Source organism: Microbacterium abyssi (assembly GCF_015277895.1).
Classification (GTDB): Bacteria; Actinomycetota; Actinomycetes; order Actinomycetales; family Microbacteriaceae; genus Microbacterium; species Microbacterium abyssi.
In genome coordinates this window covers 652029-669566 of sequence record NZ_CP063815.1, presented here as the reverse complement: position 1 = coordinate 669566, position 17538 = coordinate 652029, and the positions used below count along the sequence as shown (strand labels likewise).

Here is a 17538-nt window from a genome sequence, read left to right as displayed (position 1 = left end):
TCGACGAGTGACATCGACTCGGATCGCCGCCGGTGCACGGCGCACGGCGTGGGTGCCCGTCGCGGTGGGTGGACTGTGCGGTGTGATCGCCGCAGTCGTCTACGGCATCATGCTCGGGGTGCCGCTGAGCGTCTTCTCTCTTTCACTGATGGGCGGATTCGGTCTGCTGATCGGTGTCGTGTCGATGGGACTGACCCTGCTCGCATCGACCCTGACCGCGTCCACCCTTCGGGCCCTCGCGATCTCAGGGGCGGCATCGATCGCACTCGCCGCTTTCGCGTCCTGGGTGCTGACCCGCGGCTACTACTTCGTGCCGATGGTCGTCACGGCGGCGGTGACGACAGTTCTGCACATCTCCGTCGCTCGTGCCGCCGCCCGTCAGCTCACCAGCGCGCCGACCTTGCGCCACACCGACCCGTCGTTCACAGCGCGCCTGCTGATTCTCATCGCGGGCGGGTTCCTCGCGCTGTTCTCATCGCTGGGCGCGGTCGGGATGCTGCGCGAACAGCTCCACGTCGGGTGTTCCTACGGCACCGAGGGAGAGGCCGCCGGTGCTTGGATGTGCTCCGACGGCATCGGCTACATCTTCCCCGGCCTCGCGCTCCTGTCCGGATCGGCCGTCGCACTGCTGACCGGGATCCTCGTGTTGCTCGGCGCATCGCGCGAGGGCACTCGGCGCACGACGCTCACGATCCTGGGTTTTGTGCCGCTGCTGTGGTCGGCCGGCTGGCTCAGTGCGGCCACCCTCCCCCGCACCGATCCGCTGCCGACTGGTGAGACCTGGCTGAGCGTCTGGGCGATCAATGTCGGCATCGGTGCGCTGCTCGCGATCGCCGGCCTGATCCTCGCGGTCGTCGCGCCGATGCACCGCGGGTCCGTACTCCGCCTCTTGTGGATCATGGCTGGTGTGCTCCTCGCTGCTGCCACGATCGCGCAGCCCGGCCTCGCTCTGGCGACGCTCGCCTCCGCTGCGCTCCTCGCCGCCGCTCGGCTGGTGCCGATCCTCGCTCAGACGACGCGGACGCCCTCAGGCGATGAGTTCGAGAGGGTCAACGCGGGTTGATCGCGACGCGCAACGGCGCTCCTGGTGCGGATGCCGCGGCGATCGCCGCATCCACCTCGTCGAGCGCGAAGACCTCGCCGACGACCTCGGCGAAGGGATAGGCGCGTCCTGTACCGGTGAGGAATCCCGCCGCAGCCGCCAGCTCCCGGCCCGTGTAGTTGTGAACGCCGGTGATCGTGAGCAGGCGCCGCACGGCATCCTCAGCGTCGAAGGGCACGGGGTCGGCCGGGAAGACGCTGCCGACGAGCACGACCGTGCCGCCGACGTCCGCCGCGGCGATCGCGTCGGCGACGGCGTGACCGGATGCCTCGATCACGATGTCCGCAGGTTCCGTCGCCGCCGTCGCCGCGTTCCCCCCGAACCGCTCGGCGAACGCCCTCCGCTGTGCCGAGGGGTCGATGACAGTGACCCGAGCGCCGGCATCCGCCGCGATCGCGACTGCCGACAGCCCGACGAGTCCGGCGCCGTAGACGAGCACGCGAACGCCCTCGAGCAGGCGCCCCGCAGATCCGCGGCTCACGGCCGCCCATGCGGTCGCCGTCGCACACGACGCCGGTGCGAGCACGGCAGAGGGCAGCGCCTCGGGTACGCGCACGATCGCCGTACCGGCGCGCAGGTGGACGTGGCTGGCGAACCCTCCGGTCAGCTCCCAGCGCGGACCGATCCGCTCGTGACCGTACTTGGCGAGCGTCCGGCACTTCTGCGCGTGCCCCGCGGCACAGCGGTCGCACGTGCCGCAGGACACTGTGACCGACCACACCACGCGGTCGCCGATGCGCAGATCCGTGCCATCGACCGCCTTCACGCCGTGCTCGCCGAGGGCGATGATCCGCCCGACGCTCTCGTGGCCCAGCACCAGCGGGGCCGGTGCTGAGCGGTGACCGGCGACGGTGTGCACATCCGATCCGCAGATCGTCGAAAGCTCGATCGCGACCAGAGCATCGCTGTGGCCGAGGGCTACCCCGGGCACGGCAACCGTCTCGTGCTCCTGGCCCGAGCCGAGCCACACCTTCGCGGTGGCCGCGGGTCTCAGATTGACGTCGTGCCGTTCTTCATGCGGCGCCAGCACACGCATGTCACGGCGTCCGTGCTACGAGAGCGCGGGCGACGAGGTTGCGCTCGACGAGTGCCGCCGGCAGCGATGTGACGTCGTCCAGCACGGCATCCGCGCCGGCGAGTGCATCGCGGTCGTGCGCGCCGCTGAGGACGCCGGCGACGAATCCGGCCCCGGCCCGGCGTCCAGATTCGACGTCGCTGCTGGTGTCGCCGACGACGGCTACGGCCCGCACGGAGGACGTGCCGGTGCGCAGCAGCGCGGTCAGCACGAGGTCGGGAGCCGGCCGGCCACGGCCCGCGTCCACCGGTGAGAGCGCGAGGTCGATGAGGTCGCGCCAACCGAGCGCGTCGATCAGCGCGTCGCGGGTCACGGGCGCGAATCCAGTGGTGAGGGCAACCTTGAGCCCGGCATCGCGGAGTCCGGCGATCGCCTCGGCGGCACCGGGGATCTCCAGGGCGCCCTGTTCGGCGATGATGTCGGAGTATGCGCCCTCGAACGCCGCGGTCGCGGCGGCGGCCGCCGCGACGTCTCCGCCGGCGAGGTGCGTGAAGACATCGATCTTCGACATCCCCATGGTGTCGCGGACGTACTGCAGCGCGTCCGGCCACGGCATCCGATCTGCGACGCCGGTGCGTTCGGCCGCGCGCTGGAACGCCTGCTCCACCACGCCGTCATCGCGGACGGTCGTTCCTGCCATGTCGAGGACGACGAGTTCGATGGCGGTCATGATTCTCCTCCTTGCGCGGGCTGCGGTGCCCGCTCGATTGCGGTTCGAAGCGTGTGCTCGGCAAGGCCGAGGCCGCAGGTCATGCCGATGCCGGTGGTCGCGGCGATGACGTGCAAGCCCGGTTCCGGCTCCTCGATGAGGAACTCGTCCGGCCCGGATGCGTATACGCCCTGCCAGCGTTCGATGACGCGGATGCCTTCCATCTCGAACAGCGCCCGCGCCTCTTCGAGAAAGGCATCGAAGGCGGCTTCCGGCTGGAACGGAGCGGGCTGGATGCCGCGGCTGTGCGAGTCGCCGAGGATGAGCGAGCCGTCCGGCAACTGGGTGTACATCTGGTTCAGATCGAGGGCGGCGAGGTCGGGCCGCTCAGCGTGCATCCGCTCACGCAGTGCGGTGGTCTCGCGGTAACTGCCGAACCGGCCGTAGCGCAGCAGCGACCACCCCGTGAGGAGCGGCGCATCGAGCGTGCGCGGCATCGTCGCGCTCACCCTCATCATGTCGAGGGCACAGCGGACAACGCCGACCCGCTCGGCGAGGTCAGGGAGGAGCTGATCGAGGTCGTGATTGATGGCGACGACGACCCTGCCGGCGTCGATCGCACCGCGCGTGGTCTCGACGCGGATGCCGGACACCGCTGTGACGGCGGTGCGGAAGCGGAACTCGACGCCGAGTGCGACCAGATGCCGCACGATCGCGCTGGCGGCTTCGCGCGGGTCGGTCTGCAGGTCGGACGCGATGCGCGCGCCGCCGACGACGGCATCCGCGCGCAGCGGGGCATGGCGCCGCAGCTCCTCGGCCGTCAGCATCCGAACCCCGCCGTCGGCAGACGCGCGCTCGAGCACGGCGAGCTCGTCACCCTGGCGTGCAGCGATCAGGGTTCCGGATTCGCGCAGCCAGAATCCGGCATCCGTCGCCAGGCGCAGCCACGTCTCCCGTGCGGTGTCTGCGAACTCGCGGGCAAGGCCGGTCTGTGCACCGATGCAGAGGTGGCCGAAGTTGCGGATCGTCGCACCGATCGGCCCTGCCGTGCGATCGACGACGATCACACGCAGGCCACGACGCGCGGCGGCGTATGCGGCGCCGAGGCCGACGATGCCGGCGCCGACGACGACCAGATCGGCTGTGTCTGAGGCCACGGAATGCCGCGTCATGATGCTCTTTCGGTGCGAGGGATTGAGATCCACTGTCGCACCCGACACCTGCGGTCCCCCGCCGAACCCGGGAGAGTTTCCCTCGCGTTCACCCGACATTCCACCGGACTCTCAGCGGGTGAACGCACGCTGAACGAGCGGCCGGAACACGGCTTCGCGGGCAAAAAACGCGGTTTCGCGGGCAGAAAAAACCGCGAGCGTGGCGATCAGATCTCTCACGCCCGCGGTCAGCGCTGGGGACGCTATTTCTGGGGTACTTCGACGCTAGAACTTGTCATTGCAAGTCATAAGCTACGAACGTCGACACTGTGGTGGACTTTCGTCCAGATCGGGCCGCAGAGCCGGCGCCTATGTGATCGGCAGCCGTGCAGAAACGCGCCACTGACCGTCCACTGCCTCGGCGCTGAACTCACCGCTCGCGCCGATCACGCGTTCCGCCATGCGGTTGAGACCGGTGCCACTGGAGGGAAGATCCCGCCGTGGAGTCGCCGGAAGGGGACTGTGGATCGAGAGCGCAGCCGAATCGTCGTCGACGTCGAGCCGGATGCTGACTTCGCCCGCTCCGGCGTGCTTGAGGATGTTCGTCGCCGACTCGCGGACGATTCGCGCCAGGACGATCTCGGCGACGCGAGGCAGGCGCTCGTCGCGCGGGTCGCCGCCGCTGACCACCGGATGCCCTGCGGATTCGATCTCGGATCGCGCCTCGTCCACGGCTTCGGCGAGGTCGCCGGTCTGCACGGCCGAGTTGCGTGGTCCGTCGTCGGCGAGTTCGATGACGAAACGCAGATCGGCCATCGCTTTCTTGGCGGCCGCTCGTATCGCCTCCTGCGAATCACGGCTGATCTCAGGATCGTCGAGCATCTGCACGTGCAGTGCGACGACGGTGAGGTGGTGGGCGATGCTGTCGTGAAGCTCGCCTGCGATCCACCGCCGCTCGGCGAGTACTGCTTCGCGTTCCTGTTCGGCCTGGATCACAAGCTGCTCTTCCAGCCGGTGACCTCGCGCGGAGGCCACGCGCAGTGCGAAGCCGATCGCGCCTGCCACGGTAGCGATGATGAGGTTGACACCCACGTTCACCGGAACCGTCAGATCGCTGAAAGCGACGACAGCAGTGGCGACGAAGAATCCACCGAGGTATGACAGCAGGAGGGCGGTCGTACCGAGCCTCATCACAAGCCCCGCCGCGACGGCGGCGGCGAAGATGACGCTGAACTGCGTTCCTGTGAAGAACGACAGGATGAACACCACCCCCAACGAGGCGGTTGCCACCCATGGCGACCACAGAAAAAGTGCGAAGGTCGATGTCGTCGCCACGCTGAGCACGGTGACGAAGGGATCGACGTCGGAGGCGAGGAAGAAGTTGAAGATGTCGACTGCTACGAGGACACCGATCACAACGAGGATCGCGATGCGCTCGAGAACGCCAAGCGATTCTGATCGCGTCATGCGGAGAATGCTGGGTTCTTCTCGAACCGGCGGGCCAAAAGCCATATCTTCCGTATCTCCTATTCGCCAGGTATCCTAGCGAATGATGCCGAAGGCGCGCGCAAGCTGCTCCCAAATAGTCATGTAGTTCACCGCCTCATAAGGTCTTTCGTCGGATGTCTGTATTCATCCTCTCGGCAATGCCACACGTGCACATCTGACTACCGTTCACTCTTTAATAGCCAAACGTCTATACCGCCACCATGGGCAGCACTGCCCGCCATTAGGCTTCCCCCATGCCGCAAATCCGCGTTCTCATCGTCGACGACGACCCTCTGGTCCGCACCGCGCTGGCGCACTTCGTCGCGCGCGATCCTGAGGTCGATGTGATCGGCGAGGCCGAGACCGGCCTCGAGGCGATCTCCTTCATCGAGGGCGACCGCCCCGACGTCGTGATGATGGATGTTCAGATGCCCGAGATGAACGGCATCGAGGCCACCGCGGCGATCGCGGAACGCTGGCCCGATGTGCGAGTCCTCGCGGTGACCACCCTCGACGGCAGCGACACGGTGCTGCCCATGCTGAGTGCAGGCGCATCCGGCTACATGCTCAAGGACTCGAGTGCCGCCAGCATCCTCGCCGCGGTTCGCGAGGTGTACAGCGGCGCGAGTTCCCTTTCGCCATCCATCGCGTCGCTGCTCATCAAGCACGTCCGCGATGAGGCGCCGACAGGAGTGGGCGCCGACGAGCTGGAGACCCTCACCGACCGCGAAGGCGAAGTGCTGCAGTGCCTCGCGCAGGGCATGTCGAACGCCGAGATCGCACGGGCGCTCATCGTCTCGGAAGGCACCGTCAAGGCCCACCTGGGGCGCATCATGTCGAAGTGGCACCTGCGCGACCGTGTGCAGATCCTCGTGACCGCCGCGCAGGCGGGGCTCGTCAACTTCCGCTGACCGGCGCGGTCATCCAGCGAGCAGGACGATACCTGCCACCACCACTCCCGAAGCCGCCAGCCTCGCGGCGGGGCGGCTCTCCTTCAGCGCGAAGACGCCGAACAGGCTCACCAGCACGACGCTCACCTCGCGCAGCGGCGCGACGAGCGCGACCGGTGCGATCGTCACCGCGACGAGGATGAGGATGTACGACAGCGGCGAGAGGAATCCGAAGACGAGCACGCGGCGCCACTGGTACCGGGCGAAGGCGACGGTCTCGCGCCACCGGCGATGCAGCATCACCGAGTACACGACGATCTCCATGACGCAGGTGCCGACCATGTACGGCACGGGGGCGAGATGCCACTCGCGAACGGCGTGGGTGTCCCAGATCGTGTAAGTGGCGATCGCGACACCCGTCAAGAGTCCGAAGACGATCGACGGGTCCAGCCCGCGCTGCCGCTCGCCTCGCGGTGCACGGTCGACGAGTCCGAGCGCGACCACCCCGGCGACGATCGCCAGCACCCCGGCGAGCGCCCAGCCGGAAGGCCGCTCGCCCAGCAGCACGATGGCGGCGATCACGGCGAGGAACGGTCCGCTCCCCCGCGCTGTCGCGTACACGGTGGAGAGGTTGCCGACGCGGTAGCCGTGCTGGAGCACCAGCATGTAGGCCACGTGCAGAACGCCCGAGATGCCGACGCCGATCAGGAAGCCGGTCCAGTCGCTCTCGCCCATGCCGCCGGTGAACGGGATCGCGGCGCCCCAGATGACGGCGCCGGCTACGGCCCCGCACCACAGGAACGGGATGCCGGCGCGACTGATGCCGTGAGCGATGATGTTCCACACGGCGTGCGTGACGGCGGCGGAGAAGACGAGGACGAGAGCGAGTGCGGACATGGGAGCCTTCTGTCCGTCGGCGGGCGCGACGAACGGGCTCCTCCGGGCTTTTGTCCTGTCAGATGACGACCGTCTGCGAAGACGAGTCGTGGTGCCGCTCGGACCAGTCGGGCGTGAGCCCCGGAACCCTAGGCACTGTCGAGCGACACCCTAACACCATGGTGTGAACGCCGCAGGGACGGGTGCGAACGCACAGGGTCCGTCGGTCGCGGATACGATCGAACCCATGGTCGTCACCGCCGCAGCACTCTCCCACGCCGAGGATCTCGCCGACTTCGTCGCTGCCTCCCCTTCGAGCTACCACGCCGCTGCCGAGGTGGCCCGCCGCCTCGAGGATGCCGGATTCATGCGTCTCGACGAACAGGATGAATGGCCCGCGCAACCGGGCGGTCGCTTCGTCGTGGTGCGCGACGGCGCTGTCATCGCGTGGGCGGTGCCGAAGGATGCTGCGCCCACGACGCCCGCGCAGATCTTCGGTGCGCACACCGACTCGCCCGGTTTCAAGCTCAAGCCGCAGCCGACGACCGGGTCACGCGGCTGGCTCCAGGCCGGGGTCGAGATCTACGGCGGCCCTCTCCTGAACTCGTGGCTCGATCGGGAGCTCCGCCTCGCCGGCCGGCTCGCGCTCGCCGACGGCCGCGTCGTGCTCGCCGACACCGGCGCCCTGCTGCGCCTGCCCCAGCTCGCCGTCCACCTCGACCGCGAGGCGAACAAGGCGCTCACGCTCGACAAGCAGCAGCAGACCCAGCCGGTGTGGGGGCTCGGCGACCCCCTTGAGGAGGACCTGCTCGGCGAGCTGGCGTCGTCTGCGGGCGTGAACGCCGCCGACGTCCGCGGCTTCGACGCCGTCGTCGCGGATTCCGCGCGCGGTGCCGTCTTCGGCAAGGACGACGCCTTCTTCGCGAGCGGACGCCTGGACGACCTGGCCTCCGTTCATGCCGGCGTCGTCGCATTGGCCGGCGCTTCGAAGGGCTCGGACCACATCGCCGTCCTCGCCGCGTTCGACCACGAGGAGCTCGGTTCCGCCTCGCGCTCCGGTGCGGCCGGCCCGTTCCTCGAAGACATCCTGTCGCGTGTCTACGCCGGTCTCGGAGCGGACGCCACCGAGCAGCGCCGCGCGTTCGCGGCATCCTGGCACCTCTCCAGCGATGTCGGCCACTCGGTGCACCCCAACTACGTCTTCAAGCACGACCCGGTGGTGCAACCGCTGCTGGGATCCGGGCCGATCCTGAAGATCAACGCCAACCAGCGGTATGCGACCGATGCCGTCGGCTCCGCCGCCTGGACGCACTGGTGCGCCACGGCGGGGGTCGCTTCGCAGGAGTTCGTCTCGAACAACACCGTGCCGTGCGGCTCGACGATCGGCCCGATCACGGCCACGCGTCTGGGCATCCGCACGGTGGACGTCGGCATCCCGATCCTGTCGATGCACTCGGCCCGCGAGCTCGCCGGCGTCAGCGACCTGTACGACCTGACCCGCGTCGCGGAGGCCTTCTTCTCGGCCTGACGCTCGCTTTCGCGCCGACAGCAGGAGGATGCAGTGGGAATCGGTCTCGCACTCGCCTCCGCTGTCGCCTACGGCATCGTCGACTTCGCCGGCGGCATCCTGTCACGACGGGTCCACTACGCCTTCGTCGCCTGGGTGGGCCAGATCGGCGGTCTGGTGTGCGCGCTCGTCCTCGCGATGATCGTACCGGCCGAACGTGTGGAGGCGACCGATCTGTCATGGGGTGCGCTCTCCGGGATCGGGAGCGCAGTCACGATGCTCTTCCTCAACCGAGGACTCTCGCGCGGCGCGATGAGCACCGTGCTGCCGATCAGCGCCGTCACCGGCGTCGCGCTGTCAGTTCTCGCCGGTGTCCTGTTCCTCGGCGAACAGCCCTCAGTTCTTGCATGGGTGGGTTTCATCGTCATGCTCCCGGCGCTGTGGCTCGTCTCCCGTGGTCGGAGCACGGACGGCGCGCAGCCGGGTGCGGTGCGTGACGGGCTCATCGCGAGCGCGGGTGTGACGGTGCAGTACATCGGGTTGGGCTTGGCGGGTCCCGAGAGCGGTCTGTGGGCGGTGGCGGCAGGCCGGATCGCCGCCGTGGTGGTTCTGACGCCAACGGTGCTGCCCATCCGCCGCGTGCGGCCGTTCACGTGGCCCGACACGGCGAAGGCACTGTTGATCGGCGCGGGAGCGGCCATCGGCCTCACGCTGTACCTCCTCGCGACCCGCGAGGAGTTGCTGTCGATCGCCGTCACCCTGGCTTCGCTCTACCCGGCGATTCCCGTGCTGCTCGGGGTCTTCGTCCTACGCGAGCGCTGCACGCGCGGTCAGATCGCCGGTCTGGTCGGCGCGACCCTGGCAGTGGTGCTGCTCAGCTCCGCCTAGTGCCAATATGGGGGCATGTCAGAGAAGATCGCAGCGGGCCCAGCGCTGATCGAGCGCGCCGGCATCGAGATCATCCCCGAGTCCGAGCGGACGGCGAAGCCGCGCGACCTGTTCTGGCCGTGGTTCGCGGCGAACGTGTCGGTGTTCGGCATGTCGTACGGATCGTTCGTGCTCGGGTTCGGAGTCTCGTTCTGGCAGGCGACGCTGGTGTCGGTCATCGGCATCATCGTGTCGTTCGCGCTGTGCGGACTGATCGCGATCGCCGGCAAGCGCGGCTCGGCGCCGACCATGGTTCTCTCGCGCGCGGCCTTCGGGGTGCACGGGCAGAAGGTGCCCGGCATCGTGTCCTGGCTGACCTCGATCGGCTGGGAGACGTTCCTGGCGATCATGGCGGTGCTCGCCACGGCCACCGTCATCACGCAGCTCGGTGGGGACGGCGACAGCGTCGCGCTGAAGATCATCGCGACCGTGGTGGTCGCGGCGCTCATCGTCGCAGCATCCGTTCTCGGCTACCACACGATCATGAAGATGCAGTCGGTTCTGACGTGGATCACCGGCGTCGTCACGATCCTCTACGTCATCCTGACCATCCCGCACATCGACTTCGAGGCCGTCATGGCGCGACCCGCCGGCGGCATCGGCGCCGTGATCGGCGCACTGGTGATGGTGATGACCGGCTTCGGCCTGGGCTGGATCAACATCGCAGCGGACTGGTCGCGGTATCAGAAGCGCACCGCGTCCGACGGCGCGATCGTCTTCTGGAACACGTTCGGCGGGGCGATCGCCCCCGTGCTTCTCGTGGTGTTCGGTCTGCTGCTGGCCGGATCCGACGATGAGCTGATGGCGGCGGTCGGCGCCGACCCTATCGGCGCGCTTGCCACGCTGCTGCCGATCTGGGTGCTCGTGCCGTTCCTACTCACGGCCGTGCTGGCCCTGGTCTCCGGCGCCGTGCTCGGCATCTACTCCTCGGGGCTGACGCTGATCAGCCTCGGGATCCGGATCCCCCGCCCGTCCGCAGCGGCGATCGACGGCGTCATCCTGACGCTCGGCACGATCTGGGTGGTGTTCTTCGCGACCGACTTCCTGGGGCCGTTCCAGTCCTTCCTCATCACGCTCGGCGTTCCGCTGGCGTCGTGGGCCGGAATCCTGATCGCCGACATCCTGCGCCGCAGGAAGGACTACGACGAGGACGCCCTGTTCGACGCGAGCGGCCGCTACGGAGCGTGGGACTGGACCTCGATCATCACGATGATCGTCGCCTCCGTCATCGGCTGGGGGCTCGTGGTGAACAACTTCGCCGCGGAGGCCGCCTGGAACAACTGGCAGGGCTACCTGCTGTTCCTCATCGGCGGCCGGGACGGCGAGTGGGCGTACGCGAACCTCGGAGTCTTCGTCGCCCTGGCGCTGTCGTTCCTGGTGACCTGGTTCGCGCGGGCCGCGAAGATCCGGCAGCAGGAAGCGTGAGCAACCCGCTCCCGGTGGTCGTCGATGAGGCGTGGCTGGTCGTCATCGACCCGCAGAACATCTTCGCCTCGGCCGATTCCGCCTGGGGTTCGCCGTTCTTCGCGCAGGCAATGCCGCGGATCCGGTCGCTCGCCGACGCATTCGGCGAGCGCGTGATCGTGACCCGCTGGATGCCGACCGCCGATCGGTCGACGTCGTGGGGCGACTACTTCGCGGCCTGGCCGTTCGCGGATCAGCCGCCGACGGACGCCCTGTTCGACCTGGTTCCGGATGCCGCGGGTTTGTCGCCCCGGGCGACCCTCGACCTGCCGGCGTTCGGGAAGTGGGGCCCGGAGCTGGAGTCGATCGTCGGCCATGGCGGCCGCATCGTTCTCGCCGGCGTCTCGACGGACTGCTGCGTGCTCTCGACGGCGCTGGTCGCGGCGGATGCCGGCGCTCACGTGACCGTCGCGACCGACGCGTGTGCGGGTTCGACGGCCGAGAACCACGCCGCCGCCGTGCACGTGATGGGCCTGTACCCGCCGCAGATCACGCTGGCGACGACCGCCGAGGTGCTCGCGAGGCGTCGCGCCTCTGGTCGTTGAGCGAAGCGGCCGGAGGCCGCGCAGACGAAACGGGTTGAGCGCAGGCGCGAAGCGCCGAAGTCGAAGCCATCGCCTTCCGGAAGGCTTCGACTCGCGAAGCGGTTCCTGAGTGAGCGCAGCGAGTCGAAGGGCGCTCACCCGTTTCGTCTCGCGTAGCGGTTCCTGAGCGAGCGCAGCGAGTCGAAGGGCTCTCAACGACCCGCGGCTACTGGCGGACGCGTCAACCCGCGCGGACGGCGGCGGCGATGCCGGCGGGAGAACCCTGCCAGGGAGCGCCGTGCCCCGGCAGCACCCAGGATGCCGTCAGCCCGGCGAGCCGGTCGAGGGATGCCATCGCCTCTGCGGGTTCATCCGTGAACGGTGCGGGCTGGGCGCCCTCGCGACCGGTGAGGACATGGCGGGTGGTGAGCGCATCGCCGACGAACACGGCATCCACCGACGGAACGTGCACGGCGATGCTGCCGGGCGAATGCCCCGGCATCCCGATCACCACCGGTGTGCCGGGCAGGTCCAGCACGTCACCGTCTGCGACCTCGACGATGTCCTGCACGTACCGCGTGCGCATCGCGTTCTTGCGCAGCCCGTAGGCGAAGAATCCCAGCACGGGGCCGATGCGCGCGGGCCCCATCGGCGTCTTCGGCTTCTCGCCGGTACGGACGCGGTGCGTGTCCGCGGCATGGATGAACACCGGCACGCCGATCTCCTGCCGCAGCCGCTCGGCGAAGCCGATGTGGTCGCTGTCGCCGTGGGTGAGAACGAGCCCACGCACATCGGAGAGCGGACGGCCGATGGCCTCGAGTTCGCGTTGCAGGTCACTCCAGTGCCCTGGCAAGCCGGCATCGACGAGAGTGATGCCCTCGGGCAGGTCGATGAGGTACGACGCAACGAGATCGTTGCCCAGTCGGTGCAGGTGCGGTGCGAGCTTCATGGCAGTCCTTCCGGTTGTCATGGCTACGATACGTAGCTATCATGGCTAATGTCAATAGCCATGGAGGTATGGATGCCGACACCCGAGCGCACTTCGAAGGCCGCGATCGTCGCGGCGGGCCGCGAGATCCTCGAATCCGACGGGCCCGCCGGGCTGACGATGCAGGCCGTCGCCACTCGCGTCGGCGTGCGCGCACCGTCCCTGTACAAGCGCATCCGCAACCGGGATGCCCTTCTGACCGCGGTGGCCGAAGCGACCATCGACGAACTCACCGACCGGCTCGACGCCGGCGCGAGATTGCATTCCGCGGCTCAAACGCCCGGAAACTCCGTCGATCTCGGCCGCGGAATGCGATCTCGCGGGGAGCTGATTGGGCTCGCGGAAGCGTTGCGGGACTATGCGCACCGACATCCGGAGGGGTTCCGGCTGATGTTCACGGCATCCGCACCGCTCGACACGCTCGAGCGCGCGGCGGCACCGGTCCTCCGCGCAGCGCGTGCCCTCGTCGGCGACGATGACGCCCTCGAGGCTGCGCGCCTGTTCACCGCGTGGGCGACCGGCTTCCTGCAGATGGAGCTGGCCGGTGCCTTCCGCCTGGGGGGCGACGTCGATGAGGCCTTCGATTACGGACTTGACCGCTTGGTCCACGGGCTCATCGCAGAGTGAGGCGCAAGAGCATTCGGGTCGCTGTTTCTGCCGTTTTGCCCGTGCCACACCGGCGAGAAGTGCGACCCGAACGGGCACAGCCTCACTCGGCTCTGCCACACTGATTCCCGGAGGGGCCTACATGAGCGCGCACGTGAACGACGAGACTTCCGCCGAGCCGAAGCATCGCCGATGGCACAAGACGAAGATCACGGTCGGCATCCTCATCGCGATCGTGCTCGTCGTGGCGGCGGTCGGAGCCATCACGCCGTGGCCCTCCGCGATGGTGATCCGTGCCGTGTTCACCCAAGGCGGTGACGCGACGGCTGCGGAGATGGACAAGCATGTCCCCGACATCGAGCTCACCGAGACGCTCGACGTCTCCTACGGTGACGACGGCGCCGATACGACCATGGACGTCTTCACCCCCGCATCCGCCACCGACCCGCTGCCGACGATCGTGTGGATCCACGGCGGTGCCTGGATCTCGGGCTCGAAGGAGAACGTCGACCCGTACATGCGCATCCTCGCCACCGAGGGGTACACGACCATCGCGGTCAACTACACGATCGGCCCGGAAGGCAAGTATCCGACCGCCGTCGGCCAGATCAATCAGGCGCTCGCGTACATCGACGCGAACGCCGAAGATCTCAATGTCGATCCCTCGCAGATCGTGCTCGCGGGGGATTCCGCCGGAGGCCAGCTGGCCAGTCAGATGGCGACCATCATGACGAACCCGGCCTACGCCGAGATCATGTCCGTCGAACCGGCGCTGGATGCCGACCAGGTCGTCGCGACGGTGCTCAACTGCGGCGTCTACGACCTCGCCGCGCTCGCGGCCCTGGACGGCATCGGGGGTTGGGGACTGAAGTCGGCGATGTGGGCGTACGCCGGCGACCGGACCTGGGCCGAGGGCGCCACCGGATCGACGATGTCGACGATCGACTGGGTCACGGCCGACTTCCCCACCACGTACATCTCCGGCGGCAACGGCGACGGGCTGACCTGGCTGCAGTCGATCCCGATGGCCAAGCGCCTGGAGGCGCTCGGCGTGGATGTGACGACACTGTTCTGGCCGGCAGCGCACGAACCGGAACTGCCGCACGAGTACCAGTTCCACCTCGACATGCCGGATGCGCAGGCCGCACTGCAGCAGACGATCGACTTCCTGGCTGCACACACCACTCAGCCCTGACGCCGGACCGATCGCTCGGGATATCCTCGGGAGTCATGGGCACTGACTCGACGGACGACTCCACCGGCGGCTCCGCGGACAACCAGCGGGCGCTGGAGGACACGATCGTCACCGACCTCTCCGGTCGCATGACCTACGGTTCGTACCTCGGTCTCGACCGGCTGCTCTCCGCTCAGCACCCTGTGAGCGAGCCCCAGCACCACGACGAGATGCTGTTCATCATCCAGCATCAGACCACCGAGCTGTGGCTCAAGCAGCTGCTGCACGAGCTGTCATCGGCTCGCGACCTGTTGGCGAGCGACGACCTGCGCGAGGCGCTCAAGCGCGTGGCGCGCGTCAAGCGCATCCAAGATGTCATGACGCAGCAGTGGTCGGTGCTGGCGACCCTCACACCGACCGAGTACGCGCAGTTCCGCGGGGCACTGGGCAACTCATCCGGATTCCAGTCGGTGCAGTACCGGGCGGTGGAGTTCGCGCTCGGCAACAAGAACGAGCGGATGCTGTCGGTGTTCCGCGATCACCCGGCGAACCTCGCGCTTCTGACGACCGAGTTCGAGCGACCGACGCTGTACGACGAGTTCCTGCGGTACGCGTCGCGGCGCGGCATCCCGATCCCGGCCGAGATCCTCGAGCGCGACGTCCGCGAGCCGTACCGACCGCACCCCTCGCTCGTGCCGGCGATCCGCGAGATCTACGAGCATCCGCACACCCACTGGGATCTCTACGAGGCCTGCGAGGATCTCGTCGACCTGGAGGACAACTTCCAGTTCTGGCGCTTCCGCCACCTGAAGACCGTCACCCGCACGATCGGGATGAAGCCGGGTACCGGCGGGTCGAGCGGCGTCGGGTTCCTGCAGCGGGCGCTCGAGCTGACCTTCTTCCCCGAGCTGTATACGGTGCGCACCGAGATCGGAGCGTGATGCGGGGGGTGCGCCGTGTGCCCGGCGGCTTCATCACCGGCGCATTCACCGACCATCACGTGCATGTGCAGCTCATCGATCCCTCCGGCCTGGCGGGATCGGTGCTCGGTCGGGTCATCGACCTCGGTGGGAACCCGGAGGTGCTGGCCGCAGCCGCGACGTCTCCGGAGTGGGACGAGCGCGGCGTCGAGATCGCCTTCGCGGGGGCGTTCCTCACCCCGCCCGGCGGCTACCCCTCCGACCGCTCGTGGGCACCGACGGGTTCGGTGCGGGAGATCGCCGATGCGGATGCCGCGGCCCGCGCGGTCGCCGAGATGAAGGATGCCGGCGCCTCCTGCATCAAGGTCGCCGGCAACAGCACGGCGGGGCCGGTGTTCACGGATGAGCTGTTCCGGGAGATCGTCAGGCTGAGCGCGGCGAGCGGGATGCCCGTCGTCGCGCACGCGGAAGGCGCGGGCGAGGCGCAGCGGGTGGTCCGCATGGGCGCGACCAGGCTCGCCCATGCGCCGTTCACCGAGCGGCTGACCGAGCCCGAGATCGATCTGCAGGCGGAATCCGCGGAATGGGTCTCCACCCTCGCGATCCACGGCGATGAGGCCTACGAGATCGCGGTCGACAACGTCCGCCGGTTCTACGAGGCGGGCGGGACCGTGCTGTACGGGACCGACATGGGCAACGGCTCCACCCCGGCGGGGCTGAATCCTCACGAGATCGCAGCGCTCCGCGAAGCCGGGATCGACGGCGAGGATCTGCTGCGCGCCCTCGCCCCTCTGACAGGTGAGCCGTGGCTCTTCCTTCCCGGCGACGCGTTCGATCCTCTGCTGGCACGTCCCCTCACTCCCGCCGATCTGGAGGCCTGAATGTCCGATCTGCCCGCCGAAGCCCGCGACCTCGACGCCCGCGATCCGCTCGCCGCGCACCTCGATGCGTTCGTCCCGGCCGCAGGTGTCAGCGCGTACCTCGACGGCAACTCGCTGGGCCGTCCGCTGCGGGAGCTGCCGGATCGCCTCGCCGCGTTCGTGCGCGAGGACTGGGGAACGCGACTGATCCGCTCGTGGGACGAGCAGTGGATGGAGTTGCCGATCCAGCTCGGCGACCGCATCGGCCGGGTCGCGATAGGCGCGGCGGCGGGTCAGACGGTCGTCGCCGACTCCACCACGGTGCTGCTGTACAAGCTGATGCGCGCGGCGGTCGATGCATCTCCAGACCGATCGGAGATCGTGATCGAGGAGGGCAACTTCCCCACCGACCGGTTCATCGCCGAGGGCATCGCGGCAGAGCGCGGGCTGACGCTGCGGTGGATCAGCCCCGACCCGGTCGCCGGCGTGCAGCTCGCCGACGTCGAAGCCGCTCTGTCCGAGAGCACCGCTCTCGTCGTCCTCAGCCACGTCGACTATCGCTCCGGGGCGCTCGCCGACATGAGGGCGATCACGGATGCCGTGCACCACGCGGGAGCGCTCATGCTGTGGGATCTGTGCCACTCGGTGGGCGTGATCCCGGTCGAGCTCGACGAATGCGGCGTCGACCTCGCCGTCGGATGCACCTACAAGTACCTCAACGGCGGTCCGGGCGCCCCCGCATTCGCCTATGTGAACGCGCGCCACCACGGCCTGCTGCGCCAGCCCATCCAGGGATGGATGGGCGCAGGCGACGTGTTCGCGATGGGCTCCGCGTACGCGCCGGCCGCCGGCATCCGTCAGTTCATCAGCGGCACCCCACCGGTGCTCGGGATGCTGGCCATGCAGGGCATGCTCGACCTGATCGAGGAGGCGACCATCGCCGCCGTGCGGGAGAAGTCGAAGGCGCTCACCGACCTCGTCGTGCGCGCCGTCGACGAGGAGCTGACACCGCTCGGCGTGCGGCTGCTCAGCCCGAGGGATGCCGCGCTCCGCGGCGGACACGTCACGATCGGCCACCCCGACTTCGCCGAGGTGACGAAGCGGCTGTGGGCGGACGGCGTGATCCCGGACTTCCGCTTCCCCGACGGCATCCGCCTCGGGCTGTCGCCGCTGAGCACCTCGTACGCGGAGGCGCTCAGCGGCGTGCTGGCCGTGCGCGATGAGCTGAGCTGAGCTGGGGCCGAAGGTACGCTTCGATTCCTCGCTGCGCTCGTCGCTCAACGCGTTTCGTCTCGGCGGCTCCGCCGCCTTCGCTCAACGACCCGCAGGGAAAGGCC

The 17538-nt window shown here is 68.6% G+C and carries 17 protein-coding genes; 11 read left to right on the top strand and 6 right to left on the bottom strand.

Translation table 11 applies throughout. The annotated features are described in order from the left end of the window. The first annotated feature begins 7 nt into the window (after positions 1-7). Positions 8-1063 (top strand): hypothetical protein, encoded by a 1056-nt coding sequence (locus IM776_RS03245; RefSeq protein WP_194421621.1) that lies wholly within the window; start codon positions 8-10, stop codon positions 1061-1063. On the opposite strand, the gene IM776_RS03240 is transcribed toward IM776_RS03245, so the two are convergent. The 4 genes from IM776_RS03240 to IM776_RS03225 form a co-directional block, all read right to left on the bottom strand. Next, on the bottom strand, positions 1050-2138 hold the full coding sequence (locus IM776_RS03240; RefSeq protein WP_194421620.1) for an alcohol dehydrogenase catalytic domain-containing protein: 1089 nt from the start codon (positions 2136-2138) through the stop codon (positions 1050-1052). The two genes, IM776_RS03245 and IM776_RS03240, sit on opposite strands and share 14 nt — an antisense overlap. A gap of 1 nt (position 2139) precedes the next feature. After that, the gene (locus IM776_RS03235; protein WP_228480014.1) at positions 2140-2850 is read right to left on the bottom strand and encodes a phosphonatase-like hydrolase; all 711 of its coding nucleotides are present in this window, start codon (positions 2848-2850) and stop codon (positions 2140-2142) included. Continuing rightward, positions 2844-3983, bottom strand: a complete 1140-nt coding sequence (locus tag IM776_RS03230) for a TIGR03364 family FAD-dependent oxidoreductase (RefSeq protein ID WP_228479897.1) — start codon at positions 3981-3983, stop codon at positions 2844-2846. Before IM776_RS03230 ends, IM776_RS03235 begins: the two co-directional genes overlap by 7 nt. Positions 3984-4346: 363 nt before the next feature. Next, on the bottom strand, positions 4347-5444 hold the full coding sequence (locus tag IM776_RS03225) for a sensor histidine kinase (protein WP_194421617.1): 1098 nt from the start codon (positions 5442-5444) through the stop codon (positions 4347-4349). 275 nt (positions 5445-5719) lie between these two features. Between IM776_RS03225 and IM776_RS03220 the strand changes: the two genes are divergently transcribed. After that, on the top strand, positions 5720-6376 hold the full coding sequence (locus IM776_RS03220) for a response regulator (protein WP_194421616.1): 657 nt from the start codon (positions 5720-5722) through the stop codon (positions 6374-6376). A gap of 9 nt (positions 6377-6385) precedes the next feature. Here IM776_RS03220 and IM776_RS03215 read toward each other — a convergent pair whose 3' ends face one another. Continuing rightward, a complete protein-coding gene (locus tag IM776_RS03215; protein ID WP_194421615.1) occupies positions 6386-7252 on the bottom strand; it encodes an EamA family transporter in 867 nt (288 codons plus the stop codon). A 226-nt stretch (positions 7253-7478) separates the two neighbouring features. Here IM776_RS03215 and IM776_RS03210 point away from each other — a divergent pair, with 226 nt between their 5' ends. Genes IM776_RS03210 through IM776_RS03195 form a run of 4 tightly spaced genes read left to right on the top strand, consistent with a single transcriptional unit; the run spans position 7479 to position 11674 of the window. After that, complete coding sequence (locus IM776_RS03210) at positions 7479-8759, top strand: M18 family aminopeptidase (RefSeq protein WP_194421614.1); 1281 nt, start codon at positions 7479-7481, stop codon at positions 8757-8759. Between the two features lie 33 nt (positions 8760-8792). Then, the gene (locus IM776_RS03205) at positions 8793-9626 is read left to right on the top strand and encodes an EamA family transporter (protein WP_194421613.1); all 834 of its coding nucleotides are present in this window, start codon (positions 8793-8795) and stop codon (positions 9624-9626) included. 15 nt (positions 9627-9641) lie between these two features. Then, positions 9642-11090, top strand: a complete 1449-nt coding sequence (locus IM776_RS03200; RefSeq protein WP_194421612.1) for a purine-cytosine permease family protein — start codon at positions 9642-9644, stop codon at positions 11088-11090. Further along, entirely contained in the window at positions 11087-11674 is a 588-nt protein-coding gene (locus tag IM776_RS03195; protein WP_194421611.1) for a cysteine hydrolase family protein, read from the top strand. The genes IM776_RS03200 and IM776_RS03195 overlap by 4 nt, the downstream gene beginning before the upstream one ends. A 220-nt stretch (positions 11675-11894) precedes the next feature. Here the strand turns inward: IM776_RS03195 and IM776_RS03190 are convergent, their stop codons facing one another. Beyond that, on the bottom strand, positions 11895-12602 hold the full coding sequence (locus tag IM776_RS03190) for an MBL fold metallo-hydrolase (protein ID WP_194421610.1): 708 nt from the start codon (positions 12600-12602) through the stop codon (positions 11895-11897). Between the two features lie 72 nt (positions 12603-12674). On the opposite strand from IM776_RS03190, the gene IM776_RS03185 reads away from it, so the two are divergent. The 5 genes from IM776_RS03185 to IM776_RS03165 all read left to right on the top strand — a co-directional run bounded on the left by IM776_RS03185 (position 12675) and on the right by IM776_RS03165 (position 17434). Beyond that, a complete protein-coding gene (locus IM776_RS03185) occupies positions 12675-13268 on the top strand; it encodes a TetR/AcrR family transcriptional regulator (protein ID WP_194421609.1) in 594 nt (197 codons plus the stop codon). Positions 13269-13389: 121 nt separating this feature from the next. Next, positions 13390-14442 (top strand): alpha/beta hydrolase, encoded by a 1053-nt coding sequence (locus tag IM776_RS03180; RefSeq protein WP_194421608.1) that lies wholly within the window; start codon positions 13390-13392, stop codon positions 14440-14442. Positions 14443-14477: 35 nt separating this feature from the next. Beyond that, complete coding sequence (locus IM776_RS03175; protein ID WP_194421607.1) at positions 14478-15362, top strand: tryptophan 2,3-dioxygenase; 885 nt, start codon at positions 14478-14480, stop codon at positions 15360-15362. Further along, positions 15362-16222, top strand: coding sequence for an amidohydrolase family protein (locus IM776_RS03170; RefSeq protein ID WP_228479896.1), 861 nt, complete (start codon positions 15362-15364; stop codon positions 16220-16222). The genes IM776_RS03175 and IM776_RS03170 overlap by 1 nt, the downstream gene beginning before the upstream one ends. Then, on the top strand, positions 16223-17434 hold the full coding sequence (locus IM776_RS03165) for a kynureninase (RefSeq protein ID WP_194421605.1): 1212 nt from the start codon (positions 16223-16225) through the stop codon (positions 17432-17434). It abuts the gene before it with no gap. Positions 17435-17538 lie beyond the last annotated feature (104 nt).